The organism is Burkholderia sp. Ac-20365 (assembly GCF_017104715.1).
Lineage (GTDB): Bacteria > Pseudomonadota > Gammaproteobacteria > Burkholderiales > Burkholderiaceae > Paraburkholderia.
Window position 1 is genome coordinate 219850 of sequence record NZ_JAAGPI010000004.1, and the last position, 25542, is coordinate 245391.

Below are 25542 nucleotides of genomic sequence, written 5' to 3' on the forward strand. Positions count from 1 at the left end.
TACGGGGACCGATGCGATGACGACAGTCTTGATGGGCGGGCGCAAGTTTGAACTGGACGACCTGCAGACAAGGCCTGCTTTTCACTCTCGATGGTTTGAAAAGGCTCGCGCGGAAGCGGGGCACGCGGAATGTCTCTGCTCCGTTCCGCGCCGCCTGCGGCTGGTAATCCGACAGCGCGAAGGCCTGTACCATCTGGCGGGTTGGCCCCTCGAGGGCGAGCAGCACCAGTCCTTCTGTTTCTTTTCCAAGCTCTTGCCAAGCTCGTCCGGTCGCGGCTCGTATGCTGCCGGCGCTATCGTCGATCGCGAGGATGGCAGCGCAGATATCAAGGTCGACGTGCCGCTGCGGATCCGGGCAGGCGATCGCGCGCCCAGTGCACCGCGCGGGGTTGCGACAGCTGGTGCCGGCGAAAGGCGACGGTCGGTTGGAATGCTCGGCCTGCTGCATGAACTGTGGGAAGGCGCGTCTCTCACGCGATGGGGGAAGGGCTGGAGTCGCAACTGGTCGCGTTGCCACTGGCATCTGCGCCAACTCGACCGGCGGATCAACGGCACGCCGCTCAGCGAGTGTCTTCACGTCGTCCGTCCGTGGGATCCCGCTCGCAAGGAAGAAATCGAAGCCGAGTTCGCGCGCTTCAAGGGGCGCCTGGGCGAAAGCGGCAGCTTCCGATATCGCGGCTATGTGATGGGTGAGCTGAAGACATGGCGTCCGACCGAGTACGGATATCGCATCGAGATTCGCCACCAGCGCGACGCGTACTTCGCCAGCAAGGCGCTGATCGAGGCTGTCGAGAAATCGTCGAGGGCGGTGATGGCGGCGCGCGAGAATCAGGACGCGCGCACCGTGGTGCTCATGCTCGTCGACGTGACGCCGAAGGGCTATCTGCAGGTCGTCGACATGACGCTGATGCTGACGACAAAGCACTATCTACCCGCTGAATCCTCGTTCGAACTCCAGATGGCCGACGCCCTCGTTGAGGCTGGCCGCTCTTTCGTTAAACCGCTGCGGTACGACGGAATTGAGGACACGTTCCCGGACTTCAAGCTGCTCGACACGTCGCCTGCGACCGTCGTCGAGGTATGGGGCATGATGGGTAATGCGAGCTATGAGGCACGCAAAACCGAGAAGGAGGCCACGTACCGCGCGAACCGCGTACCGGTGATCGCATGGGATACGCGCCGCCCGCTGCCGGACCTTCGTCCGGCTCGATCTGCTGAAACAACGGGCAGGTAAGAAACAGGCAGCGCGAATCGCCGATCAAACTGAGTGAAATATTTCTTTCGGGGGCGCGGCGGCCCGGAAGAATTCACTCACAATCGGGTCGTCGAGTGGTTGAAGACGCAACGTTCTGTTCGCAACGACAACAGCGCGCCGCCGTATTCCCCTGAATGGGCGATTCCGGCTCACTTTCGTGAGTAGCTGCTGTCAGATGAGGGGCAACACTCCAGTTACTTGCTGCCTCAGGGCGGGCAGTTGTAGGGGGGCGGGCCTGCTGCAGACATCGATTTTTGTTGGAGCGCTCCGCGTGAATAGAGAAGGTCGGCGTCCAACTTCATGTTGCCCGGATCTGTTGGGACAGGACCAGCCGTTGGGTCCGGAAAGGTCTGGTAGTAGGCGTCCGCCTGGATGTAGACGATCGTCCAGGATGAGGGAGTGGCCGGCACAAACCGCTTCAGCCAATCGGCGATAGACACCGGGCCGGTGCAAAACGAAGGATCAAAGATCATCCGCTGCCTGCTCCAGAAATTGCTGCCGCGAACGCAGAGGGAGGGCGCGGTGTGGTACGGAAAGCCACGGGTGATGCAAGCTGGAACGTACGGTGTTCTGCCCTGGAAGGTGGACCAGTTTGACTGTCGGACCCAAACCTGCAATGGCGAAAAGCCTTTGGCAACCATCACGTGGCACATTGCGCTGCACCGCGCGTAGCACAGCTCCTCGGGATAATTAAACGGTATGCATGGCGCACTGGGCGCCGTTGGGTTGCAATTCAGGGATAGCAGGTCCGCAAACAGCTGGTCGGCTTGCCTCGGGCCTATGCAGGTACGCAACCAACTGAGGTCGATAATTTTCCGTCTGAATGCATCGGGAGCCACCTTATTCCAAAGCGAATCGTTCATAGCACGCCTCTCGCCTCAGTCGCCGCGGCGCAAAGCCACCAGATCAGCAACCGGATTTTTTCACCAGAGCCTTCGCGCCGACGTCGACCTCATGGGTTTCATGCAGTTTCTCGAGCTGGTCCTCGCCGATCTGTGTCATGAGACAGTGTTGGCCGGGCGATGGCATTGGGATGACGCGACCGGTGGCTCCGCCGCCATCACGGGCGTAGCCGATACCGATAATCTTGCCGTGGTGGTTGTACCAGACATGGATATCTACGGGCTTCATCACGTCAGGCTCCAAGGGTTTGCTTTAACTCATAGACGTCGACAGAAGTGATATGGGGTGATGGCGTCTTTGCAGTGACGATGACGTTGTGTCCAATCGACTTGTCGTCATCATGAATTTGGACGTCGCCTTCGGCCATCGATGCGATCGCCCGCGGGCCGCCAGGCAGACCGGGAAACCAGATAGGATCGTACGGAAAAATGCAGTATGTGACGAAGTCCTGTTGACTGTAGCCATAGACGAACAGTGTGAACACTTCGCCTTCCGTCATGGACGAAATGGTGTAGAGGTAGTTAGCTGACATTGGCAGCCTCCCGCAGGAACGTCCTCGTCAGGCCCGACCCGGGACGCGTGCGCAAGCGTCGCATCGCCCGCCTTCCCGGTTGGAAGTGGAACGGGTCCAAAATCCTCAGTTGCCGCGTGCCCAGAATCAGCTGGCCTTTCGCAACGCACCGATACGCTATTCTCAATAAGGCGTTGAATGTCGCGTAACCCAAGTCCGCGCACGGATGGTTCATCGAGCCGGTTTTAACAAAACGATAGGCAAGCCCCCAATTAAAGCAAGGCTTTTTTGGGGACCATGGGTATGGATTCGAGCGCCCTCGAGAAGGACGACCGGTTAGCGCTTCATAGTGGTTAACAATGGCGGCCTCTATTGAGGCAATAGCAACCAGAGGCGAGTGAGGCGCTGACCTGCGGTGATGATTACTTCAGTAACCAGCGGCTTAGCCGTGTTGCAGCGTTCGTTGAGCCTGTGAAAGCAGCCACAGCAAAATCCACGCACGGGCCAGGTACGTCCAGAACCGGTGCTTGACGTTTGGGGCGCACACCCATGCCGTGCGGCTCCATGCTGCTATGAGCACGAGTTCGAAGACCATCGCCGGAATCCAGATAGCGTACGGTGTCGGCAGAGGCACCATGTACAAGACGTACGCGTTGACGAGCATCACGATCGTGCAGGTTGCGACGCCCAGCCCCCACCAGACCTTCCAGAGTGGTTCATTTCCGGCCCACGCATTCTTGAGCATTTCGTACCTAGGGTTGGTTGTGATGTCGCCGGCGGCGCGCACAACGACGCGTTCCAGTGAAGCTCTGTCCGATACTGCTTTGTCGGCTTATCGAGTGGAAACTTGAATGTCGATCTATCTCTGCCGTCTTTCCGGACCGAACAATTTTCATCGCACGCTACGATCGCTCCATCCGGGCAGGCAGACAGTTTGAGGCCACGACAATGCCTAATACAGGAGTGGGTGCGGCAGCCGAGCCGAGGCTGTCGCGACTGAACAAGAAGAAGCAGCAAAGATGAAAAAGACGACGTCACCAGTCAAGGGCTTTTCCGTTGCGGGAATGCCTGAGCAGGCGCGTGTCGTCAATATGCTCCTACGGCCGTCGCATCCCGTTCGCGCGGCGATCGCGTCTTCCACCGGAGCGCCGTCGTATCGCTTGGGCATTCCTGCACTCACAAAGCAGGAAGCCGATGAAACTCAAACAAAAACTATCTCGTGCAGTGGTCGCAGGTTTCGCGCAGTTCGCGTGCGCCACTGTTTTCGCCTCTCCGGTGCTGTGTACACCAGGTTTTCAGGATTCGACCTGCGCGCCGCTGCTGTATCGGGAAGCGGATCCGCAGCCGCAATGCTCGTCCGGCCCCGGTTGGACGACGGTCGTTGCGTCGACATGGATCGGGTCGCAGTGGAGTACGCCGCAGTGCTCGTACCAGCCGCCTCCGACCTGTCCCGCGGGATACACAGAAACCGCGCCGCCCCAGTGGAACGGTACGACGTGGGTAGGGCAGGTCTGCGCGCCGCCGGCGCCGCCGCCGTCGGCCTCGGCATCGTTCGAGGATCAGTTGAACGCTTGCGTGGCGTACGGCAACACGCACGACACGTATCACTACAACTTCAATGTGATCTCGAAGGGCGGGCCGTACGCGGGGACAGGCAAGAGCGCTTTTACCGCCGGGAACGTCGAGCTGCTCGGACAGTACTTCTCAGGTTCGAAAAGCAGCATCTGGTATGGCAAGCAGAATTTCGACCCACCAGCGGGTGCCGCAACCGAGATGATCTGGTTGCAACGCGTCGCGTGGGATGTGTGCTGGTTCGAACCTGGGACAACGAATATTCTCGGGTTCTACAACATGCTTTGACGGCGGCGCGCGGTTCCCGCGATCGCCGACGGCCAACGCGGCCCGTCAGCTTCCTTCCGGTCAGGGCGGCTGGCGGCATCCGCAACGTGATCACGCGTGGAAGGAGGTGACAGGCAAAGTCCGCGCGCGGCGTAACGGGTGGCGACAGAACGGCCTGGTGGGCGGGACTGTCGCGAAAAGAAAGAACAAACGCAGGTGAAATATGAAAAAGATAACTTCAATGGTCAGGGGCGTCCTCTTTGCGGGGACCCTTCTGTTGACGCAGTTCGCGCATGCCTCTGGTCCGGTGCGTTGTGCCACGGGCTATCAAGACAGCAGCTGTGTTACGCAACTCTCGCATGCAGCATCGCCTCAACCGCAGTGCTCGACGGATCCGGGCTGGACCACGGTGACGCCGTCTACATGGATCGGCTCGCAGTGGTCGACGCCGTCGTGCAACTACACGCCGCCTCCCGCGTGCCCCGCTGGCTATTCAGAGACCACGGCACCCTCGTGGAACGGCTCAAGCTGGGTGGGTCAGGTGTGCGCGCCGCCACCTCCGCCGCCCTCGGCTCCAGCGGACCCCGTGAGCGCTTGCCAGGGTGCGGCGCCAGGCCAGAACGTGACGTTCGGCCCCGATACCCGTATCGCGAACCAGCGGGAAGATCGGGGCTACACCGTCTACATGTTCTTCCCTGTACACGGACCTTACTATGAGGAAGCAGGTTACGCAGGCGATGAGTATGCGTATCAGTGCACCGTCCAGGATGGGACCGGGAATGTCGTCTACACCTTCACCTTCGACTACTGGTTTGCAGTCGGGCAGGGTTCGGGTAGCGGCGGTTGAACCCGCGCGCGTCGCAGTAGCCGGGCGGCGCGTTGCGTGACGAGTTTTGACGCGACGTCGGTGAGAAGCCGGCGTCAGCGTGACCTAATGACGGATCGGCGATGAGACGGCGTCTCTCGGACCAATCCGCATCGAGCGGTGTTGCCAGTCTCTGCCGGTGTCACGGCATCTGGCGCGACGCTTGTCCTTCGAGCGCAAGCCGCAGCAGACCCTGACTCGGGCGCGCGGCCGTAGCAGGTAGATGGTGGTTTGGAGACCAGAGATGAAAAAGAAGCGCGTATTCGCGCGGACGCTACTCGCCTGTAGCGTCCTGCTGTTCGGGGGTAGAACGTTCGCTGGCGGCCCCGCGCATTGTGCGCCAGGGTATCAGGACTCACCATGTGCCACACAGCTGCAACATGCAGCCATTCCGCAACCGGATTGCTCGTCTAACGGTGCGGGTTGGACTACGATCACGCCTTCGGTGTGGCAGGGCTCGCAGTGGTCCGCGCCCACATGCAATTACACGCCGCCGCCGTCGTGCCCCGCCGGCTACTCGCAGACTTCGTCGCCGTGGTGGAACGGCTCGAGCTGGGTGGGCCTCGGGTGCGCCGCGCCGCCACCACCTCCGCCGCCTTCGGCGTCCGCTGATCCAGTGGCCACCTGCAATGCGTACACAGCAGCGCAGGGCTTTCCGACAACCTGGAACACGGGGTACGCGTGGACTAGCGGCAACGGCATCTACTCGTTCACAGAATCGTGGTGGGTGGACGGCGGAACCGGCAACATCGAGCTTGAATGTGACGCGGACTCTAATGGGAATGTGACCTACTTTGAGCACCACTACGTAGGCGGTTACGACGGAGGCTGATTGCGCGCGCAACAATGAATGCGGCGACGGCGCGGGGGCGGGCTGCCGCTACTTCCCGCGAACAGGTCCGGCGGGACGCATCCCATCTCGCCTGAGCCCAGGTTTGCGGCCCGACACGCATACGCGGCGGAGTCGTCGAGACGCCACATCTCAGATGGCGCGCGCCGCCCGATCGGCGACAATTACGGCGCCAAAAAAATCGCGAGCCGTGAGCAGGGAGTGTGCGGGTAAAGTGAAATCGGCAACCTTTGCTTGTGAGAAAGCCCGCAAACTCAAGCTTTTCGCCTATTGCCACGTCTCACCCTGAGATTTGACAAGAACGTGGTGAGGTCGCTGAATTTTTCGGAAAGCCGGTCGATAAGGGGGTGGGTTAGCTGTTCCGGCGCGACCGTGGGGTTCACAATGCGCCGGCGCAGATCACGCGCGGGCGAACAACGGATTGGAAAGAATGGAAACAACATCCGACTACTACGCGCTGACGTTGCCTGTCAGCACCGACCAGCAATTGCGTCATGCGTCGCCATTCCTGGTCGATCACCGGTCGCCAATGGAGCATCTGCGCGCGGTCGAGACGCTCGCGCAGTACTTCAAACGCGAGATGCACTTCGATCAGGTGCAGTTTGACGCAGGAGAGACGCCTGATTCATTGGGCTACGTGCCCTATCAGGCCTGGTTCTTCCATGAGCCCGCGCGCGATCTGCTGGAAGAAGACGAACCACTGAAACTGCGCATCTTCGGCGCGTGCTGTTTCCGGTGGCGCGAATGGACCAACGCTGAGCCGAGCTGGTCGCTTGATTGGGTGTGGATGCATCCATACTTCCGGCGCCGCGGGCATCTGGCCGCCGCATGGCCGACGTTCCAGGCACGCTACGGCATTCGCTTTGATGTTGCTCAGCCTCTTTCGATCGAGATGGAAGCGTTCGTGCAGACCATGAGCCTCCAGGGCGATCAGGGGTAGGGCGGGAGCATGGCGAAGACACTTGGGGCAGTGATGATGGCCGCGGGAGCGGCCGGCTACGTGTGCGTGACCGAAGTTGGTACCGCGTACCGCAACGTGTTACCCACTCCCGATCCCGTGGCTATCCTGATCCTTCAGTTTGTGTGTCTCGGGATGTTTTTTGCAGGACTTTACAGGTTTTCAAATGGCGAATCGGAAGCCGGAAGCGAGTCCGATTGATATGAACGACAAAGAAACGACTTCCGCGGCGCCCGATCGCTTCGTGGCTATCGACGAGACCCGATATCTGTTGAGCGGACAGCAGGCGGTGAGCCTCAACCCGGCGAAGGACTTCGGCAACGCGGCGGCGCGCGATTTTATTCTGGACCTCTTCGAAGAGATCGCGGATCGCAGGCTCACACGTGAGCAGCGTGAACTGGCAGTCAAGACTGGCCTGGAACTGGCGAAGGGCGAGTCGTTCAGTCTCGGCTCGCTCGCCAAAGCATGGTTGGCCGAGTCTGACTTGCGCGACTTTGCGGCTGCGCTGCTGTACGCGGCGATTCCCGGCGGAGCGCACCTACCTGACGGGACGAAAGGCACTTCATGAAAAACATCGTGATTTTGCTCGCACTGGCGAGCCTGACTCAGGCGGCAATTGCAGGTGTAGTGGCGGTTGTGAAAGACACCCGCCAGTACATCACATACACAGCGTCGCTCGACAAGGACGGAAACTGCACGGTCGCCGTCGATCCGGATCATCCGAAGCAGGGCGACTGTCATGAGGTTCGCGCCACGGCCCCCGTCCGTGGCGAGTATGTCATCCGTTCCAAAGACTGGTGCCAGAGCGATTCCTTCAGCCAGGTCGAATCGTCTGCGGTGCTGGAAGGGCGACCTCTGCCGTCGATTCGAACTGACCATCGCACCTTCCGTTGCGACGCGCAGGGCAATGCTGTCTGAGGGGAACCCGAACGTGAAAAAACTGGCTCTTCTGTTCGCCCTCGCGAGCGTCACGATCTGCGCGGTGGCGGCAGCTCCGCAGCCTCAGGGTGCCGCTGACGTTCCCCTTCGGTTGACCCGCAGCATCACGCCCGGTGGCGGAGTCGACGACGCAGGGGATGTGATCGTGTTGCTCGAGCCGGGGCCTCAAGGCTGTCACTACTTCGGCGAGTTGACGAAGGCACAGGCCTCGCGCGACATGCTAAACAAACTCGTCGACATCGGCCTGAACGATGATCACGTCTGGGCGATCCGGATCTTCCGCAGGGCCTGCGCATCGACGGTCGAGCGGGTGGCATTGCAGGTTGATCTGGGTCGCCCGGCGAGGTTTGAGGTCGGCGCGGCACTTGTTGCTCACCCAGTCCGGTAACGGGGTGGAACCAACTCATGGCAATTTGAAGCCGCGGCTTCTTCGGGGTGTCTGGATATGAAAATGAAAACGAAGATCGGTATGTGTTTGCTCGCAGCCCTCATGGGATCCGCATGTGAGGCGCGAGAGCTATCGTGCGCAGCGCGAATCGCGCAAGGTGCCGCAGTCACCGTCCGGGTCGATCCGGTCCGGCCCGTGACCATCGCTCTATCCCCGGGTGTCCATTTCCTGCACTCGACTACCGGTAGCGGCGATAAGCTCGTTTATTTTGGCGGGGGGACGGCTTATCCAATTTTGTACCCAACCAACAAGGGTACGTTTTACATCTGCGCTATCGAGGTGCGCCCCGGCGAGAAGGTCGACGAATACGTCGAGCTGAGAGTGCAGGATCCGCGCGCCGACGCCGAAAACTAGCCGGATGGGACACTGGAATGCACATTTACGGCATGTTGACGATGGCGCTGCTCATGCTTGTCATCGCTTGTGAGCTACTTTTCCGTGGGGCGACAGTGCCGCGCACGGTTTCGTCGCGCGCTGTGTATCCGATGGCCGCGTTCGCGGCGGTAGGCGGCGCGGCACAGAGCCTTGGGGAATCGTTCTACGTGTATTCGAGCATGTATGCGGCGACCTTCTTCACGGCGTTTCTGGGGCCGCTGGTCTTTGCAAAGATGCACGCAAAAGCCGGGAAACGGCGGCATCTGGATAACTGAGCCGTAAGGCGCGCAGGCGACGCATCGCGCATGAGGCGCCGACGTCGGAGAACAGGATGGAAAACGGCATCATGGAAGTGATCTGGCGTGAGTTTGATGATGGCGAAGAGTGGTTTGCAGGAAGGCCGCTTTGGGTCTGGGCGCGCTCGTGGAAAAGGCCCCGGCTGGTGGTAGGAAGTATCGAGGACGGATGCGAATGCGAATGGGCTTACACAACCGGCGAGAAGCTCGGCGGGGAGGCGGACTTCGAAGAGGAGTTCCCGACGCATTGCAGCGACCCATTTTCACCGCCGCCGCCGGCGGTCTGAGACGACATCCTGAGGGGGAACTGAACGATGGACATGCAACGGGACATATTTGCGGAAATGCCGTTCGGCCAGATCGCATTGGCGAAATTGCAACCGTCAAATCCTAACTTTCGCCTCTATAGCGCTGGATGGCTGGAGACGGGCGGACCGCCTGAAACCTGGGACGAGATGGCGGTAACAGGCGCTGAGTTCCGCGAGGCGAAGTCCGGGCCGAACAAGGGCAAACTGAGCGTCATGGTTCCGAACACGAAGCGCACCGTCCATGTCCATCGAAGCGAAATGGCGGCGGCCGAAAAGGCAGCGCATCGCCAGCACGCTAATCGAATCGGATAAAGCGCCATGACAGCAGAACAACAGGGCCACGACGAATTCGTTTCCTTCTCGTCAGATGCGTATAACGCGGGATTTAGCATCACGCTTTACGTTGACGGCGGCATTCGTTCCAGCGCGGCTCTGGTGTCCTTAAATAAAGCGCTCGATAAGCCGTTCGGCCAAGTCCGGTTGGCCGTCCGCGCTTTAGCCTTCGCCCTGCATCAAGACGGCTACCCCGTCGAATATAGCGCGCAAGGCAAGGAGTGGCTTCCGGTCGGTGAGCCGAAATTTGATGCCCTGATGTACTACCGCCTGTTGCTCAAACCCGGGATGGCCGAGGCAGTAGTAACCGAACCAGACCCGGACGACTGCTGACAAGACGTTTAAACCAGTACCTACGCGCCGGCAAACAGCAAACGAGGAACGGTTCGAATGTGGCAAAAACTCTCTCTCCAGGCGGATGCTCGTTCTTGCGGGACTCGGTTTGCTCGTAGGCCGCTTCGTTCAGGGTGAGGCGGACAGCGGGCACTTTCCCGGCGTGTTCACTTTCATCGGTATCGGGCTGGCGTGCCTCATCGTCCAGCAAGCATGGGCGGACGGCGCAAAGAAGGCGCCTGGCCGAAATTAGGACGGGAAATTGATTCGGATGGGAAGGATGAAAATCAAGACTGGCAAGGTTGCGCCGTGGATCGCTAGCGTGGCCTTTGGTGCGGTTATGGGAGTGGTCCTGTTTCACGCGCCGCTGTGCCGTAAACCGTCGATGCTTCTCGACAACGCAGAGGCGCAGTATTGCGACATTCGCGGGTCCGCTGACGTAGGCGCACGCGGTCAAGGCTACCCGGCTGACGGCGAGCGCACGGGCCTCAATCTGCGGTTAGCCGATACGAACGGGTATCAGATTCTCTTTCTGGCAGGTCAACACCAGTCCGAGGAAACGGCGCGTCGTGTGGCGACGATGCTCGGCGCGGACGGCGGCTACCTGAATGCACACGGTCAGTATGTCGGTGTAGAAGGCCAATGGTCCGTCGCGGCTGCGCATCTGGACGATGGCCCCGCTCGGGACGCAGATCCGGGGACTGTAGCGCTCCTGGTGAAGAAGCGCGGAGCCTCGCAAAATTGACAACGAAAAATAATTCGAAGGGGTGACATGACGAACAACATTACTGCGCCTACCACGTCGGCTGATTCGTTGCGTGAATTGACGGAGACAACCGAACAGTTCCTCCGTGCCTGGGTGGAGAACATGCAGAAATTCCCGACTGATACGGAGAGGGTTGAGAGCCTTCGGGATCAATGTCGAGGCGCGATTCACCTCCGGTCGTTCCTCGCCATTCACATGTTCCATGAATCGCCAGAAGTTGAGCGGGCTGAATATGACCGCCTGCGAACGCTGGTAGAGGACGCCGGACGGGCGACGCTCGCGATGCCTCAGGGCTGATACAACTGAAGCGACCATGCAGCACGTCCATATCGAGATCGTTACTCCGGCATTAATGGGCCTCGTTGCCCTTCTGCGGGTGCTGATGCGGCGTCAACCGATCGGTTCCTTCGTCGTGGCTGCCTTGATGGGGATTGCCGTCACCTCATATATCGCTGGCGCAGCTGACTTCGCGAAGGCGGCGAATCTGGCGGGAGTGATTCTGGCAATCGCGTTGATCGCTTACCAGCGGAACTGGCGATCGGCCGCCGGCTCTCGCACCGACCACAGCGAGCAGAAAAGCTGAGCACGACATGGCACACACAGGCAAACAGGACGAAGAACGCGTTACCGTCGATCAGCTGACACAAGCACGGGCACTTTGTGGCGACAACCCGCTCCTGCAGACGGAGTTGGAAGACTTCCTGAACACGCGGCCATCGCGCGCGCAGATGTACGCGTTCATCGAGAACATGCGCGATCCTGCCCGTCGAAAGGCCGAGCTTGAGAGGCGCATCGCCCGGATTTGCGACTTTGTCGGCATCGCAGAACCGACAGGCACGGAGAAGCTGCTCGCGTTGCATATCGGCCTGCTCCAGGAGCAAAACCAGGCGCTGGACCGTCTGACCAACCGGACCGCGCAGGTCGCCGCGCAAACCGGCCAGCACCCGCCGGTCCTCGGTCCTGTACTCGCCGCTTTGCTGATCGACAGGGTGCTGTAATCACGCGAGTCGGGAGGCAGAGGCAGGGTGATGCACCACGGCTCTCAGGCACTTCGACGTTTCAAAGAGGTTCCACACAAAATTGGGGAAAGCGGAAATGAAGCTCGGTTCGGTACTGAAGTGGGCAAAGGGCCTTGTCGGCGACGCGGAACCAAGCGGCGTATTCAAGCTCGGCTATGGCGTAGCAGAGCCGACGACACGTATGGGGAAGTCGGCTTTCAGCGATGCCATCGTAAAGACGCTTGCCTCAATCGGGGCGCGGCCCGGTGACATTGTTGAAGTCAACGAGTTTGGTGCAGCGCGCGTGGTCGGTCGCCGTCCTCATTCGGCGAATGAGCAGCCGGACGCGTCGGAGCAAGCGATTCGGGCCGCGCTAGAAAAGATTTACGGCGAGGATGCCGCAAGTCTCGACAACGTGACCGCAGGCGCAAACATTGTGGTGTTTCGCAAGTCCACGCAAAACTGATCCGAAAATTGGGAAAAAGAGTGAGCGAAAAATTCGACAAGGCCGGCTACGAGCGTCACCGCAAGGCACAAGGGCCGGAGCGCCTCGGAAGGCTCGTGGTCGGCCTGAGCGGTTTCATCTGCATTTTCATGGTGCTTATGCAGTTGATCTCTAGCGGTCTGCGCGGACCGGTCAGCTTCGGTGAATACGACATCACCTTGGCCGTCGCGGGAACAACCCTGTTGTTCATCGCGGCGTTTGTCGGTACGTGACACCGCGGAAACCGCGCCGCCGAGAAAGATAAGGAACACATGGCATGTACGAACACCACACTCTGCTAAGCGTCATGGCTGACCTGGCATTCTGCTGCGCCTGGTTTCGCATCTACGAGCGGGTCGTACCGGATTCTGGCGTTCGCCGGATCGGCGGCGCGACCGGCATGCTTTTGCTTCTTGCTGGATACGTCGAGTTGAGCGCGGATATCCTCACGCGTTTGATCGCTTCTCGTAGCTTCGATGCATGGGCGATGCCGCTTGATCTGTTTGAGAAGAGTGGCGCGCTGGCGGTGGTCGTTGGCGTGGGACTACTTCTCGTGGTGAACGCCGGGCGTCGACGCTGTGCAGCAGTCGCAGGTTGACCTTCCGCTGATTCAAGGACTGGAAATCTGGAGCGATTATGGATGATTGGCTCGGATCCGAATTCGGTGCAGGGGTGATGATTGGTATGGGCATACTGGGCGTGCCCGTGGGGCTGACCGTGGACATGCACAACAGTTGGCTGTTCGTCGCCGCTTCTGCGACTGTCGCGGCGATCGGGCTCGGCAGGTACTGGTCCCTCAGCAAAGACCGAGGAGAGCGCGCCCACGCCGGCGCTAACGTGGACTAAACGGGAAACGACATTGAACCGAAATTCGATACTGACGTGGGCGAGGCACCTCGTCAACGGACCCCAGCCCAGTGGCGTAATAACGCTGAGGTTCGGTATTCAGCAACCGGCTCCGCGTCTCGGAAAGTCACCGTTCGGGGGTGCGATCGAGAAGGCAGTTGCGGCATGCGCCGCGCAGCCCGGTGACATCGTCGAAGTCGATGCGCGTGGGGCGGCGCGTGTTGTGGGTCGACGCCCAAGCATTGCCGGTGAGGCGGTCGACATGTCCGAGCAAAGCATGCGTGCGCGTCTCAAAGCAGTGTATGGCGACGAGGTATCGCAGGTGGTTGATGTGGCGGCCGGCGCGAATGTGGTCGTATTCCGCAAGCGCGAACCCGGGTAGGAAGAAGGGCGTTAGCGTGTATGCCCGATGTGAACGTACGGCGCGCAGGATGGCGGACCGAAGAGAGCGTTTCGGAGAACCGCTACCTTCGTTACAGCGCAACGGGATGAGAGGCCATCGGGGCATTGAACCGTCAAGCGGCTTTGATACACACTGTGCGCGCCATGTATCGATAGTGCTCTGGAGCGCGGATCAATGCCTGTTTTTTCGCAGTTTGCAAGTACAACGAGGTGTCAGATGTCCAGGGGTATTTTCGCGAAGATGGTGAGCGTTCCGTCGCTTCGACCGCTTGACGAGGCAGACTCGGCCAGAATGAGCGCATATCTGCAGCAAGTGCGCGATGACGTCGTGCCGGTGATCGTGAAGCAAGTAATCGAACGTGAAAAGCGCGCGGTGGAAGCCCGTAAGCTGTTTCTTCGTTGAACGTCGGCGAATTTGGGAATCACATGTTCGGCGTTTGTGACTGGTCCTGCATGGCCTCGTACTTCCTGTCACTCACGGGTCGCGAAATGCTTGCGCTATACGTCGCGTTGCCGATGACGTTGACCTTCTGCCACGAAGGGGGGCACTACTGCGCGGCGAGGCTGTGCGGTATCGACAGTAAAGAATTCGCGCTAGGGAAGGGGCCGGCCTTTCTGCGAGTGCGCGTCATCGCTGGTTGTACGCTCGCGCTACGTATGTTCCCTTTCGGCGGTCGTGTCACCTACGACGACCGCTATTGGGATTTGAACTACGCGAGTCGTGCGTTCTTGAGTGCTGCGGGTTGGTTGGCGGATGTGGCCCTTGCGGTCATCGTCGTTTCGGTGGTTCACCTTCTGGGCGCGGCAGGGCCAGTCGCTACTTTCTTGTGCTGGCTTGTTGGCATCCGGGTCGCATGCAACCTTCTTCCCGTTACAGACGATGGACGAAAGACGATTCGGTATCTCTGGCTCGCAGCAACCGACCGCAAAGTTAGGGCGCGACGTACTTAAGCAGTCGAGAAAAGTCCGCAAACGGCAATGCTTGGGAAGGTGTTTCAGGCCGACGACCTAGAGATCGTCGCCGAGAGTCACTACAACTCGATGACGCAGTAAAAGAAAAAGGCCGGCGACGCTGGTCCATCTCGATCTCGTGCGACTGAAGCAAGGTGGGCGGCGTCTGGTGCGCCGGTATCCGCTGCAGATGCCCGTCGACACCCGCAGCAGATGATCCCAGCGTCACGGGACAGGAAAATGCAAGACAGGCCCGAGAGTAAGCTGGTATTTCCCCTCAAGACTTCCGCCAATACCATTGCCGATACCGGTAATCGTCCGGCCCACCCCATCGCAAACAACGTCATCCAACCAGAACTGGTTTCGAGGGTTGGGTGGATTGATAGGGGAAGGCGTACCGTCGTAAGCCAGGATGGCGAAACTGACGTTGTCGTCGGACTGGATGATCGTCGGGCCGATCAGTGCAATTTCCACACCCGTACCACCGTCCTTGGACCATACGTTCCCGACAAAGTGATTCGGCTGTACCATGAAATTGTGTCCGACTCGGATAATCCTTCCAGGAAGAAAATTCAGGGTCCCGTTAAGGGGATCTGTGTCAATCCCAGAAGTTGTGTTCAGCCCTTCCAACTTACACGAAACGATGACATTGATTACCTGCCCAAATGGTTTCGGCGGGACGTAAAACTTGTTTGCAGTCTCCAGGGACTGCTCGAGGAATTCGCAAGTTGACATGTCGCCTCCTTCATTGTGGCAAGCAAAGCTTGCAATGCAGTTCGCGTCTTCGTCTATTTATCGCACCCATCCTGGCGGTGAGGCGCGTTCGGAGTTCTCCAGTCGCGGACTCGAGTGCAGCAGAGGTATCTAAAAGGTCCTGACAGAGTGCTTCGCATTCATGGTCGCTAGATGAAAATACGGCGCCCATCGCGTCAATATCCTCGGGGGAGGGCGGAGTCACTTGCCTTTTCGCGGACCCTCCCGATGCGCGTTCGATGACCTTGCCGGCCACCTCGAGCACTTCGACCCGGACTTTTTCTTGGGTAATGCTGCTCGCAACGAGGGCTAGTTCTGACGCAATCGGATATACCCAGGGCGGTGGTCCCGGCCAAGGCCATCCGGGGTATTTTGTCCCGCAATCGTCAATGAACTGTGCGATGGCAGAGTCGATGGCTTTCGACAGTTCGGCCTTTGCCGTTCCGTCAGCCATCTTGGCCGTCACTTCCCGAAGGCTTATCACCGCGACGACCGACCGGACCGCATACCGCCAAGGGCTCGGATTTGGCTCCGCGCCCGGTCCCCGCCGGGTCATGCCCGCGGCTGAATCATCGGGGCTGTGGTGCGTGACAGGCGATGATCCTCTCTCGCTGCCGAGGAACGGGTTGTGAAGTAACGCAGCCATTAACTCGTCCCATGACCCCAGGTACGGGGGCAACCAAGGATTGCTCATCGCTACCTCCTTTCGCGCTTTGTTCACCGGCCTACGATGTGAAAAGTCCCCGACAAATGAAACTTTGAGAGGGATTGGTTTGCGCGGAGAAACGCGCGCCGCAATGCAATTGAAGTTTGGCGCCGCACTCGATGCATAAAACGATAGGCAACACCACGATGAAAGCAAGGCGTTTTTAGGCTTAGCCTGATTTGACAGAACCTGAGTAGCAGCGACGGCGCGGGCGTATGCAAAACCATGCGGCGGAAACAATAACAGCCCCCCACGATCACCAATGGTGGCAGTACTCATGCCGTGGAAAGCACTTCGCTCGGCAGGGTTCACGAAGTCTCATAGTAGGTGACGTTCTCATTTGCTACGGGCCCAAGTACGTAGGTTGCTCAAACACGAGATACCTGTCGGCGAGTCTGACATATCGAGTGCATACACGGCGAAAATGTATGATGCGATTGCAGAAAGCCTGATCGGGTTAGGGGTACAGAAGGCGGACGTCGTGTCGCCTTGTCTTGCGAGTCGAACGCGGCGGGATGACTACTTTCCTCAAAAAACACCATATGGAATTAATCAGAGAATAATTTTCGGTACAGTCCGAAAACGAGCGCGAAGTGCGTACCGCGCTGGCCAGGTACAAGGTGTGCCTGATCCACACACACTACCGCAGTTGGGTGCATCGCTTTTCGTGCTGGATTGGCGACGAAGAAGCGGTGCGCTGGCAAACCGCCCTAGCTGAAGCGGAGGCGCACGCGCGCGCTGTGGCGAACCGGAGTGCCGATCACGAGAACTGGGTGCGACTTATCGCGATCCAGCAACCTGCGCTTGTGCGCCAGAAGGACAATTTTCTGACGTTGCTTGGCTGACCATGGTAAGCGGCAGAAGTGCTTGTTGCTCTGCGAGCTAATGCCACTTTGGGCCATCCGCCTACGACGGTGCAATGGCTACGGAGTTCGCTGCCCTGAGTAGGGTTGCCTGCGCAGGTAGCCAAATCTATGGCGGCGCAGCGCAACAAATGCCGAGGGGTGTCGCGATTTGGATTCGGCCTGACGCGACGGTCCGCGGCATTTAGTACTGCAGGTGCTGGAGTTCATCACCGCCCGGTAGGTAGTCGAACAGTATTTCGAGAACACATTCGATCTCTTTTATACCGGCGGGGAGATTCGGCACTGTTAGCCCGATCTCCCAGGGGCCCTCGACCCGTGCATTCCAGAATTGTTTGACGCCCCACAGTTGGTCTGTCAGTCCCGGATACGGTGTGATCCACGCGTCCTGATCGGCGATCGTCTCACCCTTTCGCGAAATCGACTGTCGCGACAGGGTGGGCGCGGGCAGCTTTGGCGCTGAGAGGCGCATGCCTCTTACTCTAGTCAAGGTGCATCCCGCGGGCAGATCCGCGGCTTCAAATGAACATTCGCCAGAATATCCGGCATCGCCTGTTGGCTCCAGAACCATCGCCTTGGTTCGCACGGTACGCTGCGTCATCGCCGAAATGAAGTCGCACCAGTCCTCGATTTTCCTGATCTGTATCTCATAGAGATCCACCTGTGCACCACGATCCGAGTCGTCGAACTTGGAAAGCTGCACAAGATTCGACAGATCCGTTGCCTTCACAAAAGGGCCGAGAACCCGGGTCAACGCGTCGACGAAGCCTTGCGTGCGTGCTGCGAGTGACGACACTGCCGCGTCGTACCGCTGCAAAATGACCTCTTTGCGCCGCTCGAAGTCAAGATGTTTGCCGTACAACCGATCGGTCAGCAGGTCCCGCTTCTGCTCGAGCAGGGCGCGCCGTCTTTCGAGGCTTTTCCTGTCGTTTCCGAGATTTTCGATCGCTTGCTGAAGCGCCGGAATCGTGTCTCTGAGTTCCGCGGCCTGTTCGCGGGCACTGGCGACCTCGTCCGAATCTCGCGCGGCCGTGTTCGCCATTGTCTGTTCAGCCAGATACTTGGTTGCCGCGATGGACCCATCCAGGACCCGAGCTTTGTCATCGAACGGCTTGAACGTATCGTCTGTCCCGCGGGCGAAATTCTCTGATGGCGCAGGAGCGGTATCGCGCTTGTATTGCACAAATGCGAGCGCCGCGTCGGCGAGCAGCGTTCGGTCTTTTTCGGCAGCGATCGTTTGTATGACCGAATCAATACGAGCAGCATGCTGGTCCTTGTGCCGGGCAGCGAGCTCGGTATGACTGATCTGTTTGTCCAGTTGGGTTTGCGCGAACAAGCGGCCCGGCAGATCTTCCCCGACAAGGGCCTGTAGCTGCCCTTCTGTGTCATTGAGCTGGATCCAGATTGCGTCCTGGGCCGCGACCACTTGTAACCAGTCTGTCGAGGCCACTCTCGCTTCCGAGAGCGAGCGCAGAATAGCGGCTAGCCATGCTTCGTACTCGCGCGGGCCCGCAACTGGTCGCTGGTTTTCTTTCTGCTGCTGGGGAGCGAGAGCTTTGAGTCCTTCTCGAATTGCCGTCAGCCAGGCCGATTCATCTGCCTGTTTCGGCTTCACAATCTGCTTCCTGATTTCGTCGATGTTCAGATCCGGGAACCCAGACGCTGCGGGCATAGGAAGCCTCCATGTCGCGAGAGAGTAAGTGCTCAGACTATCGCGCTAGTCGGGTCGATTTCATCACCGCCCGCATACGCGCCGCCCACCGGCGGTCCAAGTGGTATATGGTCGTTGTCGGCTTTGTGCAGGATGGGCACCCGTTCGGGTGGCGGCCGCGGGCGCCCGGGGCTTTCGTTGTCGCGCTGTTGTATGTGGTCGAGTTCGCGGTTGATCTGCCGGTCGATCTCATCTATTTCCTTGCTGAGCCTCTCAATCTCCTTTTTGAGAAATTCGATGACCTGGTCTGTCGTTTCCTTCTCCGGCAGCCCCGGTATCTCCCGTTTGGGCACTGCGTTGAGTCCGTTCAGTTCCTTTGCCAACATTTTGTCTTTCAGCTTGTCGTAGACCCAATCTTCTGCGATGCCCGTCTTGGGTTCTGGTAGACGCGGGACGACCTGGTCGAACTGCTGGCCCATATCTCGTGCGCCGGGGAACCAGCCGAACGTTCTCGACGTCGCCTGCGTTGCATAGGTGGCGGAGCCGGCGGCCCCGTAGCTGGCGAGAACGAGTCCGACGAACACGGTTCCGGCTCCGAGGAGTCCCAACGGCGCGACAGAGATCAGTGAGAGCCCGATTGCGGTCGGACCCGTGAGATAGGCCACCGACGTGGCCCAGCCTGGCTCAACGACATGTTCTCGGTAAGCGGTCGCGGCACTCAGTGCGGCGCGGGCGATCTGCAGTTGCAGGCGTAGCTTCGCTTCCTGCTCCAGCATCCCGTAGTGGATGTTTTGCGCCACCGATGCTTCGTCCATCACGCCTCCTTCTCATGCGGCGTGAATATGGGCGGCGCGTCGGCATCCGCCATGGTCGACAGCGTGTGAAGGAGCGGTACGCAGACTCCGCTGATCACCTTTGGTAACAGCGCGTCCAGGATCCCCGCCTGTACCCGATCTCTTAGTGCCGGAGGCGTGTGGTCCCAGCTCGAGAGATCGGGTACCAGGTGGACACCCGGCAGCGTGAAGAGCTCAGCGCTGATTCCGGTAACCGCCACATCGACGGGATACAGCCAGAGAAACGGGGGCTTGTCGGGAGGGACGCCCACACCATCGCCTGTCAGCGGGCCCTGTAACAGGTGGACAACGGTCTCCTGGTCGCCGCCCTGGCCGACCGAAATCAGTCTGGGACTGTTTAGCACCAGATAGCGCAGGGCCAGACGACAGACGGCATCTTCTATTCCATCAGGTCGGTCTTGCTTGCTGAACCGCAAATGGGACAGGAACGAGATGTTGAACATGAACTCCCCACTGGCAGAAGCGGACGGAGAACGTAGATGGCGGAGCTTGGTGGGCGACTGTTCGAAACTTGCGCGACCAGTATCGCGGCAGGGGAAATGAAAGATTGTTCGGTAGCGCACATAAGCCGTTGACGGAGCGGGCGTAGAGGCACTGCCCTAAGGGCGCCGTAGGTCGGAACGATGGCCATGGGCTCGGTGAAAGACGTCTCTGAACGGTAAAATCCGAGCGGTTGCTAGAGGTTGACCTGGCGGGCAGGAGCGCTTCCAGTCACCGCACCGCCGAGAAAGCCGTTGGCCAGACAGAAAAGGATCGCTACCGCCATGAGTAAGCAGTACAAGGGCAAGACCTGTGTTTATTGCGCGATTCCGGGCGTGTCATCGACAGGGGACCACATAGTGGCAAGGAAGTTCTTCTCTGTAGATGAGCGCGATAATTTACCGCAAGTGCCAGCATGCGCCGCATGTAACAGCACTAAATCGGCGCTGGAAACCTACCTGACGGCGTTGCTGCCGCAAGGAGCCCGGCATCAAGACAATGTCGCGGATCACTGGGCTGAATCCCGACGGCGTATCGACAAGAACCAGAGACTCTATCGAGAGTTGCAGGAGGGCGCGGAAATCTCCATACGGGTCGATGAGACGGGTAAGCCCGTCGCCGAAACAACGATCCCCATTGACAGTTCCAAGCTACTAGAGCTTTCAAGATACATCGCCAAAGGGCTTTTGTTCCATCATTGGCGGGTGATCGTACCCAAGGATCAGGTCATCCATTCTCAGTTCATGAATGAAGCTGGCGAATCGAACTTTTCCAACATGATCACTGCTCTCCAGCAGGTCGTGCCGAACGCATCGTCGGAGGAGGTTCTCAAAACCACTGGGGTTATCCAGCTTGGTAGACAGACTGTCACCTACGAAGGATTCTTCTTGCCTCCCGATGAGCCTTTATCGGCGTGGCGCTTGAACTTTTATCGAGCGAGGCTGGGAATACCGGGCGTAAATGAAACGACCTCTAACCTCATGATGCTCATACCAGGAAAGAGTACACAACTAACTTAGCGGGTAACTGAGGACTGGGTTGGCGGAGGGGATCGGCGGTCGAAATGTCGACTCGTAAAGCTCGACATTTGCCAACTCCGATGGAAGGGCGAGGGCCTAACGTAGGGGCCTGGCTCGCCGGTGCGGTTCACGCAGTGGCGATACTTGGATCCTCACAAATAAAGGCTCTTCATGCCCTTCGACGGATTTCCTGTCGCGCGTCTAGTATTCGCTACGTGCATTGTTTTGCTTTCATACCCCTCGCTTTACTGGTTTCTCCGCGGCGTGAAGGGCGTGCCCCTGCGCTTTAATGTCACGGTATTCGTGGCTGTCCTGGCGGCGGGCCTGCTACCCCTCGAAATCACCGGTTTCGAGATCAGCCGGTCCGCGTCCCACCTCGAGACGGTGACCATGATTCTTTCTGCCGAGCAGCGATTGAACGACATGATGCTGGTTTGCAGCGCGGATCCGGCGAAGGTTAGTCCGGACCGGGTAGGTGTCGCGAGACAGCGACTCGTCGATCACACCGCAACCTGGTTCAACGTGCGAAGCCTGACTGAAATCACGTCGGCCCAGTGGCTCAAGACGGCCGACCCGTGCGACGACTGGGTGCCTCGCGAGAAAGAGGAGCAGGACCGTCTGAAGCTCCGCAACGCGGCGGATTGGCTCAAGTGGTGGCTGATCGCCAGTGTGATCACGGGCTTTGCTGGCGTTTTCGCGACGTATGACCTTGTGGTTAGCCGTATGCGGGAGGATCTGCGCGAGGCCAAGGTGGAGGGGCGAGTCGACCTTAAAGACGGAGGCGAAACGGCGTTTGTGGCCTTCATCTGTCTGTTTGCCTTCATGCCGGTCAGCCTGCTGTGGCTGCGCCTCTTCCGGTTCCCCAAGAAACAAGCGAAACCAGTGTAAGGTTGGTTCAGGCGGACGCTCGGGTCGGGTCTGCCCCGCTGATACACTTCTGTGCATGGGGCACCTCGGGGCAAATCGACCTGCGGCGTCTCCGCACGGAAGAGGACTATCGGGAGTGACACTACGGAGAAAGGCGCGATCACTATGGATTCGGCGGGCAAGTTACAACCGGGCTTTTACTGGTACCTCGAAGAAGGCAGCGATCCCGAAGTCGTACAGGTACAGGACTCCGGTGAGATTTACTACTGCGGGATGCTGATTCCCTACTACTTGCCTTCGGCGGGAGAGGTGAGTCACACGCTGAACGGCAAGTTTGTCGGGCCGCTGTACCCGCCGAGCGGGCATTAAAGCGGAAAAGTAGCGTGGATGTCGAGACAGAACACCGTCTCAAGATGCCACCCGACCCGCCGCTGAAACCGCGAAGCCGATCATGAGCGCCGCGTGCAAGCGGACACCGTAACGATCCGGCCGATCGGGTCAGCGGAATGCTGCTGGCCTTCGATGCGCCGGCTGAAGGGTCGGCTCTGGTCGATCAGGATCCGGTGCGCGCCGGCGCGCGCGGCGACAGGCTGGACATTCTCAGCATCCTCGTCGAGCATTACGTGCGCTTGAATGATTTCATGCTGTTTGCCTGCAGAAGTGGAAGCGGGAATTAGCGGCTAAACCGTCGCATACGACAGCCACACCAAAAGAACAGGTGATCCATGAGCACGAAAGAACGCCTCTGCAGCCACGATAAGGTTGGCGAGCTCCCGGGCTGGGAGCTTTACACAGAACTGTTCGAAGCCGACTCCGTTTATCTTCAATTCGATGGTGTCGAGGCCGAAATCACGATGACGGGCAACCTGGAGCGGGCGCCGGGAACTGTGTTGCTGCGGCTGCCCGTCGCGACGGCCAGGCAGTTGGGACTGGTGCCGCCAGCGTTCTCTCCTTCCGGATTCGCGCCTGCTGCGACCGGGGAATCGAAGGACGTTGTGGGGAAGTTGGCGCGCGCCGCCACGGGTGGGCAGCAAGTGGACCACTCAGCCATTGAGACATTGCGCGGGTCTGTTCGCCGCTTCGACGATCCGACCGATCCTGTCTGGCCCGCTCGAGAGACGGAACACGGCGACCCTGCATTGCGTCGACTGCAGGAAGCGATGGACGCCGGACAGCGACGGGAGCCTCCCCCGGAGAACGAAGCCGATGATTGGGTCGTCGCTTTCGAGGATATTGCCGATGAACGCGGCAACACCATCAAGCATGGCGTGCCGGTGTGGTTACCCAAGGCGGAATATATGGCGTTTCAGCGAATCCGCTTCGGGCAGCGCAATGAGCAGGACACTGCTGTCGCTGCGGCACAAATGCCGTTGTGGGAAGAGCTCGAGCGCGACCTCGCGCGCGGTGACGACTCGGCGGCACGAGAACACCTGCGTGCAGGCAATCCTGTCTACGTTGGAGCACCCCGGGCGTGGGCGGGCAGCGTGCTGCGCCTCCATCCCGATGGCCGCCGCGAAATTGTCCAGCTGGACCGGACAACGGGCGAGTTCAATGTTGTGGCGGAGCTCGAACCGCTGACGTCGGCACAACGCTGGTGGCAGCGGCCGGCCTGATCACTTGAGGACTGACATGACCAGCGAGAGAGGAAACGAGGTTCACGGAGCGAAGATCGATCCGGCAGAACGCGAGCGGCGTGTGCAGGCAGTAAGTTTTGCGCGCGCAAGCGTCGGGCTGGAGGGCTTCAGGCTCAGCGCGGAAGACGAAGCCCGTGCGGCGCGGTTCGTCGAGGGAGAAATCGATCTGCCGACGTTTCTGGGTGGAGCGCGGTGACAAAGGTCGGCGGCCACGTTTGAATATCTGATACAGGAGAGAGCCGTATGGAAGTTTCGGGCGCCACGCTACGCAATTCCGCTGGAGTGCCAATGGCGCTGACGGGACAGCTGCTCGACTATCTTGCCGCGAGGGGAAGGGCGCTCGCCAGGTTTGCGTTTGGCGACTGGCTGGCCACACTGTCCGACACGGATCTGCAGCACCTGGTAGACCTCGCGGGCGCCCAGCTTGGAGGCAATGCTGCCGAGGGAAGCACCGACGACCTTGGGGGTGTGGCGTGGATCGGCAGCGAGGCCGAAAAGAACCGGAACGTCGTTTGGACGAAGCGAGAACTGAGTGCGGTTTTCCAGACTATTACGCCGCGCTCGCCCGACGAACTGATTGAGCTGATGTGGAATGTCTTTCGGGCAGCCTCGATGGAAGGATACCGCCGGCAGGAATTCATGGAAATCAAGGGAAAAATACGCATTCACCCATTTCCGGGCGACCAGACCGTCCTCACAGATGAAGGCCTCGCGCACGGACTGTCTTTGAAGAACAGCATTCACTGACCGCACGGATACACTGGGCGTGTTGCTATCAGAGCGGCCGCAACTTCGAGAAGAGGCGTGGTCGTCTCGATAGCACCATACATGGAGAACACACGATGGAAGAGCAGCTTTTCGATGAACTGGTGAAGAGCCTGCGGGAAGCGGGCGACATAGCGCAGGGCAAGGCCGAGCCGTCGCGATCGTTCGTTCTCGAGCGCCAACTCAACGACGATAAGCCGGCAAGCAGCGAAAAAGAATAGTGCGTGTCGCCCTGTCGGAAATCCCGTGCCGTTCGCACCGGGTTGGGATATCCGACCGGACGTCTTTAGAGTCAGCAGACTGCTATTGCCACACGGTTTCTCTCGAAGCGCATGCCGTTGAGTGGTAAATGTCAACCTACTAAACCATATGCTCGATAACTTCGTGATTTCTCTCGTACGAGTCAATGTGGTCAGAGCTGTGAGGAATCTCGTGTTGCATGGGCCCGAGCTCTCGTTCGTATTCTCTTCGTCTCGCCTCGATCGTACGACGCTCAGCGTCTCTGCGCTCTTGCAAAATTTCCAAAGCGTGATCGAAGATTGGTTTAACGACGCCGTACCAGGTTATAGCCCCAAGTCCGACTGTTATCACCACGTTGGCGGCCTGAAGTAGTTGCATTCGCTCCGGAGTCGGTGGCAGTGCTAATGCACTTTGATAGATGCTCGTCATTTTGACTCTTGCTGCATCACCCCACGCCGTAACGGCGCCCGGCGAAATCACAGCCGGAAACGGATCTATTTCAGGTGGTAGTTTGGCGATCTGCTCGTTTTTCGTACGTTCAATCGCATCAACAATCTCAATTAAGATAGCGCGATCAACGTTGGCCAATTGGTCGACGGGAAATGATGTCGGATGAAAGTCAATGATGCCCGGGGCAGCATCGATTAGCAACGGTAGCCGGCTATCTAGCGGTCTCGATACCTCGCCCAGAAGATAGATCCAAGCCCCACTTGATCCATAGAAATGAACTACGTCAAAGCATCGTTTATATGCGTTAGTTAATGAACTGCGCCAACTTAGCATTGGATTTTCAAGTCCCGCGAGGATCTCTCCGAAGTCGAAGCTATCGTTTCCGACACCCCTAAAAGAATCAAATGCACCGTACTTCCCCTCGCGATCCAAAACTCGCTTGATAGCGCTTTCCAGCCGATGCACTTTTTGCTCCAGCGCCATCCCGTGTTCGGTCAGCGCTACTGACATGAACGGAGCAAGGTCTTTCTCTGAAAGGGCTACACCATATGCGGCAAAGCGGCCTCGCAATTTGCTTACAAGCATGTTCGCCATGTTTGC

General features: G+C 59.2%; 40 protein-coding genes and 1 pseudogene. 31 read left to right on the forward strand and 10 right to left on the reverse strand.

The window, feature by feature from the left end; all coding sequences use genetic code 11:
- The first annotated feature begins 16 nt into the window (after positions 1-16).
- Positions 17-1234 carry a DUF1173 family protein gene (locus G3O01_RS09710; protein ID WP_205804349.1) on the forward strand — a complete coding sequence of 406 codons (1218 nt, stop codon included), beginning with the start codon at positions 17-19 and terminating at the stop codon, positions 1232-1234.
- A gap of 227 nt (positions 1235-1461) precedes the next feature.
- On the opposite strand, the gene G3O01_RS09715 is transcribed toward G3O01_RS09710, so the two are convergent.
- The 4 genes from G3O01_RS09715 to G3O01_RS09730 form a co-directional block, all read right to left on the reverse strand.
- Positions 1462-2118 carry a protein-glutamine glutaminase family protein gene (locus tag G3O01_RS09715; protein ID WP_205804351.1) on the reverse strand — a complete coding sequence of 219 codons (657 nt, stop codon included), beginning with the start codon at positions 2116-2118 and terminating at the stop codon, positions 1462-1464.
- 43 nt (positions 2119-2161) lie between these two features.
- Positions 2162-2389, reverse strand: coding sequence for a hypothetical protein (locus tag G3O01_RS09720; RefSeq protein WP_205804353.1), 228 nt, complete (start codon positions 2387-2389; stop codon positions 2162-2164).
- Position 2390: 1 nt separating this feature from the next.
- A complete protein-coding gene (locus G3O01_RS09725) occupies positions 2391-2690 on the reverse strand; it encodes a hypothetical protein (protein ID WP_205804355.1) in 300 nt (99 codons plus the stop codon).
- A 421-nt stretch (positions 2691-3111) separates the two neighbouring features.
- Positions 3112-3456 carry a hypothetical protein gene (locus tag G3O01_RS09730; RefSeq protein ID WP_346779163.1) on the reverse strand — a complete coding sequence of 115 codons (345 nt, stop codon included), beginning with the start codon at positions 3454-3456 and terminating at the stop codon, positions 3112-3114.
- 407 nt (positions 3457-3863) lie between these two features.
- Between G3O01_RS09730 and G3O01_RS09735 the strand changes: the two genes are divergently transcribed.
- From G3O01_RS09735 to G3O01_RS09835, 21 genes are all read left to right on the forward strand, one after another.
- Positions 3864-4529: a hypothetical protein gene (locus tag G3O01_RS09735; RefSeq protein WP_205804357.1), complete on the forward strand. Its 666-nt coding sequence runs from the start codon at positions 3864-3866 to the stop codon at positions 4527-4529.
- A 565-nt stretch (positions 4530-5094) separates the two neighbouring features.
- Positions 5095-5355 carry a hypothetical protein gene (locus G3O01_RS09740; protein ID WP_205804359.1) on the forward strand — a complete coding sequence of 87 codons (261 nt, stop codon included), beginning with the start codon at positions 5095-5097 and terminating at the stop codon, positions 5353-5355.
- Between the two features lie 1298 nt (positions 5356-6653).
- Positions 6654-7163: a hypothetical protein gene (locus tag G3O01_RS09745; RefSeq protein ID WP_205804360.1), complete on the forward strand. Its 510-nt coding sequence runs from the start codon at positions 6654-6656 to the stop codon at positions 7161-7163.
- Positions 7164-7172: 9 nt separating this feature from the next.
- Positions 7173-7382 (forward strand): hypothetical protein, encoded by a 210-nt coding sequence (locus G3O01_RS09750; RefSeq protein WP_205804362.1) that lies wholly within the window; start codon positions 7173-7175, stop codon positions 7380-7382.
- Between the two features lies 1 nt (position 7383).
- A complete protein-coding gene (locus G3O01_RS09755) occupies positions 7384-7749 on the forward strand; it encodes a hypothetical protein (protein ID WP_205804363.1) in 366 nt (121 codons plus the stop codon).
- Positions 7746-8099, forward strand: a complete 354-nt coding sequence (locus G3O01_RS09760) for a hypothetical protein (RefSeq protein ID WP_205804365.1) — start codon at positions 7746-7748, stop codon at positions 8097-8099. Before G3O01_RS09755 ends, G3O01_RS09760 begins: the two co-directional genes overlap by 4 nt.
- Positions 8100-8112: 13 nt before the next feature.
- Positions 8113-8508, forward strand: a complete 396-nt coding sequence (locus G3O01_RS09765) for a hypothetical protein (RefSeq protein ID WP_205804367.1) — start codon at positions 8113-8115, stop codon at positions 8506-8508.
- Between the two features lie 63 nt (positions 8509-8571).
- Positions 8572-8922, forward strand: a complete 351-nt coding sequence (locus G3O01_RS09770; protein WP_205804369.1) for a hypothetical protein — start codon at positions 8572-8574, stop codon at positions 8920-8922.
- 17 nt (positions 8923-8939) lie between these two features.
- Positions 8940-9218: a hypothetical protein gene (locus tag G3O01_RS09775; RefSeq protein ID WP_205804370.1), complete on the forward strand. Its 279-nt coding sequence runs from the start codon at positions 8940-8942 to the stop codon at positions 9216-9218.
- Between the two features lie 56 nt (positions 9219-9274).
- The gene (locus G3O01_RS09780) at positions 9275-9526 is read left to right on the forward strand and encodes a hypothetical protein (RefSeq protein WP_205804371.1); all 252 of its coding nucleotides are present in this window, start codon (positions 9275-9277) and stop codon (positions 9524-9526) included.
- Positions 9527-9553: 27 nt separating this feature from the next.
- Entirely contained in the window at positions 9554-9859 is a 306-nt protein-coding gene (locus G3O01_RS09785; RefSeq protein ID WP_205804373.1) for a hypothetical protein, read from the forward strand.
- A 6-nt stretch (positions 9860-9865) separates the two neighbouring features.
- Positions 9866-10213 carry a hypothetical protein gene (locus G3O01_RS09790; RefSeq protein WP_205804375.1) on the forward strand — a complete coding sequence of 116 codons (348 nt, stop codon included), beginning with the start codon at positions 9866-9868 and terminating at the stop codon, positions 10211-10213.
- 280 nt (positions 10214-10493) lie between these two features.
- Positions 10494-10958, forward strand: a complete 465-nt coding sequence (locus G3O01_RS09795; protein WP_205804377.1) for a hypothetical protein — start codon at positions 10494-10496, stop codon at positions 10956-10958.
- A 27-nt stretch (positions 10959-10985) separates the two neighbouring features.
- A complete protein-coding gene (locus tag G3O01_RS09800) occupies positions 10986-11276 on the forward strand; it encodes a hypothetical protein (protein WP_205804379.1) in 291 nt (96 codons plus the stop codon).
- Positions 11277-11292: 16 nt separating this feature from the next.
- The gene (locus G3O01_RS09805; protein ID WP_205804381.1) at positions 11293-11562 is read left to right on the forward strand and encodes a hypothetical protein; all 270 of its coding nucleotides are present in this window, start codon (positions 11293-11295) and stop codon (positions 11560-11562) included.
- A gap of 106 nt (positions 11563-11668) precedes the next feature.
- Positions 11669-11977 carry a hypothetical protein gene (locus G3O01_RS09810; protein ID WP_205804382.1) on the forward strand — a complete coding sequence of 103 codons (309 nt, stop codon included), beginning with the start codon at positions 11669-11671 and terminating at the stop codon, positions 11975-11977.
- Positions 11978-12074: 97 nt separating this feature from the next.
- Entirely contained in the window at positions 12075-12443 is a 369-nt protein-coding gene (locus tag G3O01_RS09815) for a hypothetical protein (protein WP_205804383.1), read from the forward strand.
- A gap of 20 nt (positions 12444-12463) precedes the next feature.
- Entirely contained in the window at positions 12464-12694 is a 231-nt protein-coding gene (locus tag G3O01_RS09820) for a hypothetical protein (RefSeq protein ID WP_205804385.1), read from the forward strand.
- A 44-nt stretch (positions 12695-12738) separates the two neighbouring features.
- Positions 12739-13059 (forward strand): hypothetical protein, encoded by a 321-nt coding sequence (locus G3O01_RS09825; RefSeq protein WP_205804387.1) that lies wholly within the window; start codon positions 12739-12741, stop codon positions 13057-13059.
- Positions 13060-13097: 38 nt separating this feature from the next.
- Positions 13098-13307 carry a hypothetical protein gene (locus tag G3O01_RS09830; RefSeq protein ID WP_205804388.1) on the forward strand — a complete coding sequence of 70 codons (210 nt, stop codon included), beginning with the start codon at positions 13098-13100 and terminating at the stop codon, positions 13305-13307.
- Between the two features lie 619 nt (positions 13308-13926).
- Positions 13927-14112 carry a hypothetical protein gene (locus G3O01_RS09835; protein ID WP_205804390.1) on the forward strand — a complete coding sequence of 62 codons (186 nt, stop codon included), beginning with the start codon at positions 13927-13929 and terminating at the stop codon, positions 14110-14112.
- 773 nt (positions 14113-14885) lie between these two features.
- Here G3O01_RS09835 and G3O01_RS09845 read toward each other — a convergent pair.
- On the reverse strand, positions 14886-15395 hold the full coding sequence (locus G3O01_RS09845) for a hypothetical protein (protein ID WP_205804394.1): 510 nt from the start codon (positions 15393-15395) through the stop codon (positions 14886-14888).
- 1067 nt (positions 15396-16462) lie between these two features.
- Positions 16463-16645, reverse strand: a pseudogene (locus tag G3O01_RS45240) (hypothetical protein); the annotation flags it as partial.
- Positions 16646-16712: 67 nt separating this feature from the next.
- Here G3O01_RS45240 and G3O01_RS09850 point away from each other — a divergent pair.
- Positions 16713-16964, forward strand: coding sequence for a hypothetical protein (locus G3O01_RS09850; RefSeq protein WP_205804395.1), 252 nt, complete (start codon positions 16713-16715; stop codon positions 16962-16964).
- A 202-nt stretch (positions 16965-17166) separates the two neighbouring features.
- Here the strand turns inward: G3O01_RS09850 and G3O01_RS09855 are convergent, their stop codons facing one another.
- The 3 genes from G3O01_RS09855 to G3O01_RS09865 are packed head-to-tail and all read right to left on the reverse strand — an operon-like array spanning position 17167 to position 19930.
- Positions 17167-18654: a hypothetical protein gene (locus G3O01_RS09855; protein ID WP_205804397.1), complete on the reverse strand. Its 1488-nt coding sequence runs from the start codon at positions 18652-18654 to the stop codon at positions 17167-17169.
- Positions 18655-18686: 32 nt separating this feature from the next.
- On the reverse strand, positions 18687-19448 hold the full coding sequence (locus G3O01_RS09860; protein WP_205804399.1) for a hypothetical protein: 762 nt from the start codon (positions 19446-19448) through the stop codon (positions 18687-18689).
- Positions 19448-19930 carry a hypothetical protein gene (locus G3O01_RS09865; RefSeq protein ID WP_205804400.1) on the reverse strand — a complete coding sequence of 161 codons (483 nt, stop codon included), beginning with the start codon at positions 19928-19930 and terminating at the stop codon, positions 19448-19450. The genes G3O01_RS09860 and G3O01_RS09865 overlap by 1 nt, the downstream gene beginning before the upstream one ends.
- Positions 19931-20251: 321 nt before the next feature.
- On the opposite strand from G3O01_RS09865, the gene G3O01_RS09870 reads away from it, so the two are divergent.
- From G3O01_RS09870 to G3O01_RS09905, 8 genes are all read left to right on the forward strand, one after another.
- Positions 20252-20986, forward strand: a complete 735-nt coding sequence (locus G3O01_RS09870) for an HNH endonuclease (RefSeq protein WP_205804403.1) — start codon at positions 20252-20254, stop codon at positions 20984-20986.
- A gap of 171 nt (positions 20987-21157) precedes the next feature.
- A complete protein-coding gene (locus tag G3O01_RS09875) occupies positions 21158-21874 on the forward strand; it encodes a hypothetical protein (RefSeq protein WP_205804405.1) in 717 nt (238 codons plus the stop codon).
- A gap of 144 nt (positions 21875-22018) precedes the next feature.
- Complete coding sequence (locus G3O01_RS09880) at positions 22019-22222, forward strand: hypothetical protein (protein WP_205804407.1); 204 nt, start codon at positions 22019-22021, stop codon at positions 22220-22222.
- 137 nt (positions 22223-22359) lie between these two features.
- Positions 22360-22530, forward strand: a complete 171-nt coding sequence (locus G3O01_RS09885; protein WP_205804409.1) for a hypothetical protein — start codon at positions 22360-22362, stop codon at positions 22528-22530.
- A 48-nt stretch (positions 22531-22578) separates the two neighbouring features.
- Positions 22579-23466 (forward strand): hypothetical protein, encoded by an 888-nt coding sequence (locus G3O01_RS09890; RefSeq protein WP_205804411.1) that lies wholly within the window; start codon positions 22579-22581, stop codon positions 23464-23466.
- A gap of 16 nt (positions 23467-23482) precedes the next feature.
- Entirely contained in the window at positions 23483-23683 is a 201-nt protein-coding gene (locus tag G3O01_RS09895) for an antitoxin VbhA family protein (RefSeq protein WP_205804413.1), read from the forward strand.
- Between the two features lie 47 nt (positions 23684-23730).
- Positions 23731-24234: a hypothetical protein gene (locus G3O01_RS09900; RefSeq protein ID WP_205804415.1), complete on the forward strand. Its 504-nt coding sequence runs from the start codon at positions 23731-23733 to the stop codon at positions 24232-24234.
- Positions 24235-24329: 95 nt separating this feature from the next.
- The gene (locus tag G3O01_RS09905) at positions 24330-24473 is read left to right on the forward strand and encodes a hypothetical protein (protein ID WP_205804417.1); all 144 of its coding nucleotides are present in this window, start codon (positions 24330-24332) and stop codon (positions 24471-24473) included.
- 139 nt (positions 24474-24612) lie between these two features.
- On the opposite strand, the gene G3O01_RS09910 is transcribed toward G3O01_RS09905, so the two are convergent.
- Positions 24613-25536: a hypothetical protein gene (locus tag G3O01_RS09910; protein ID WP_205804418.1), complete on the reverse strand. Its 924-nt coding sequence runs from the start codon at positions 25534-25536 to the stop codon at positions 24613-24615.
- Positions 25537-25542: the final 6 nt, after the last annotated feature.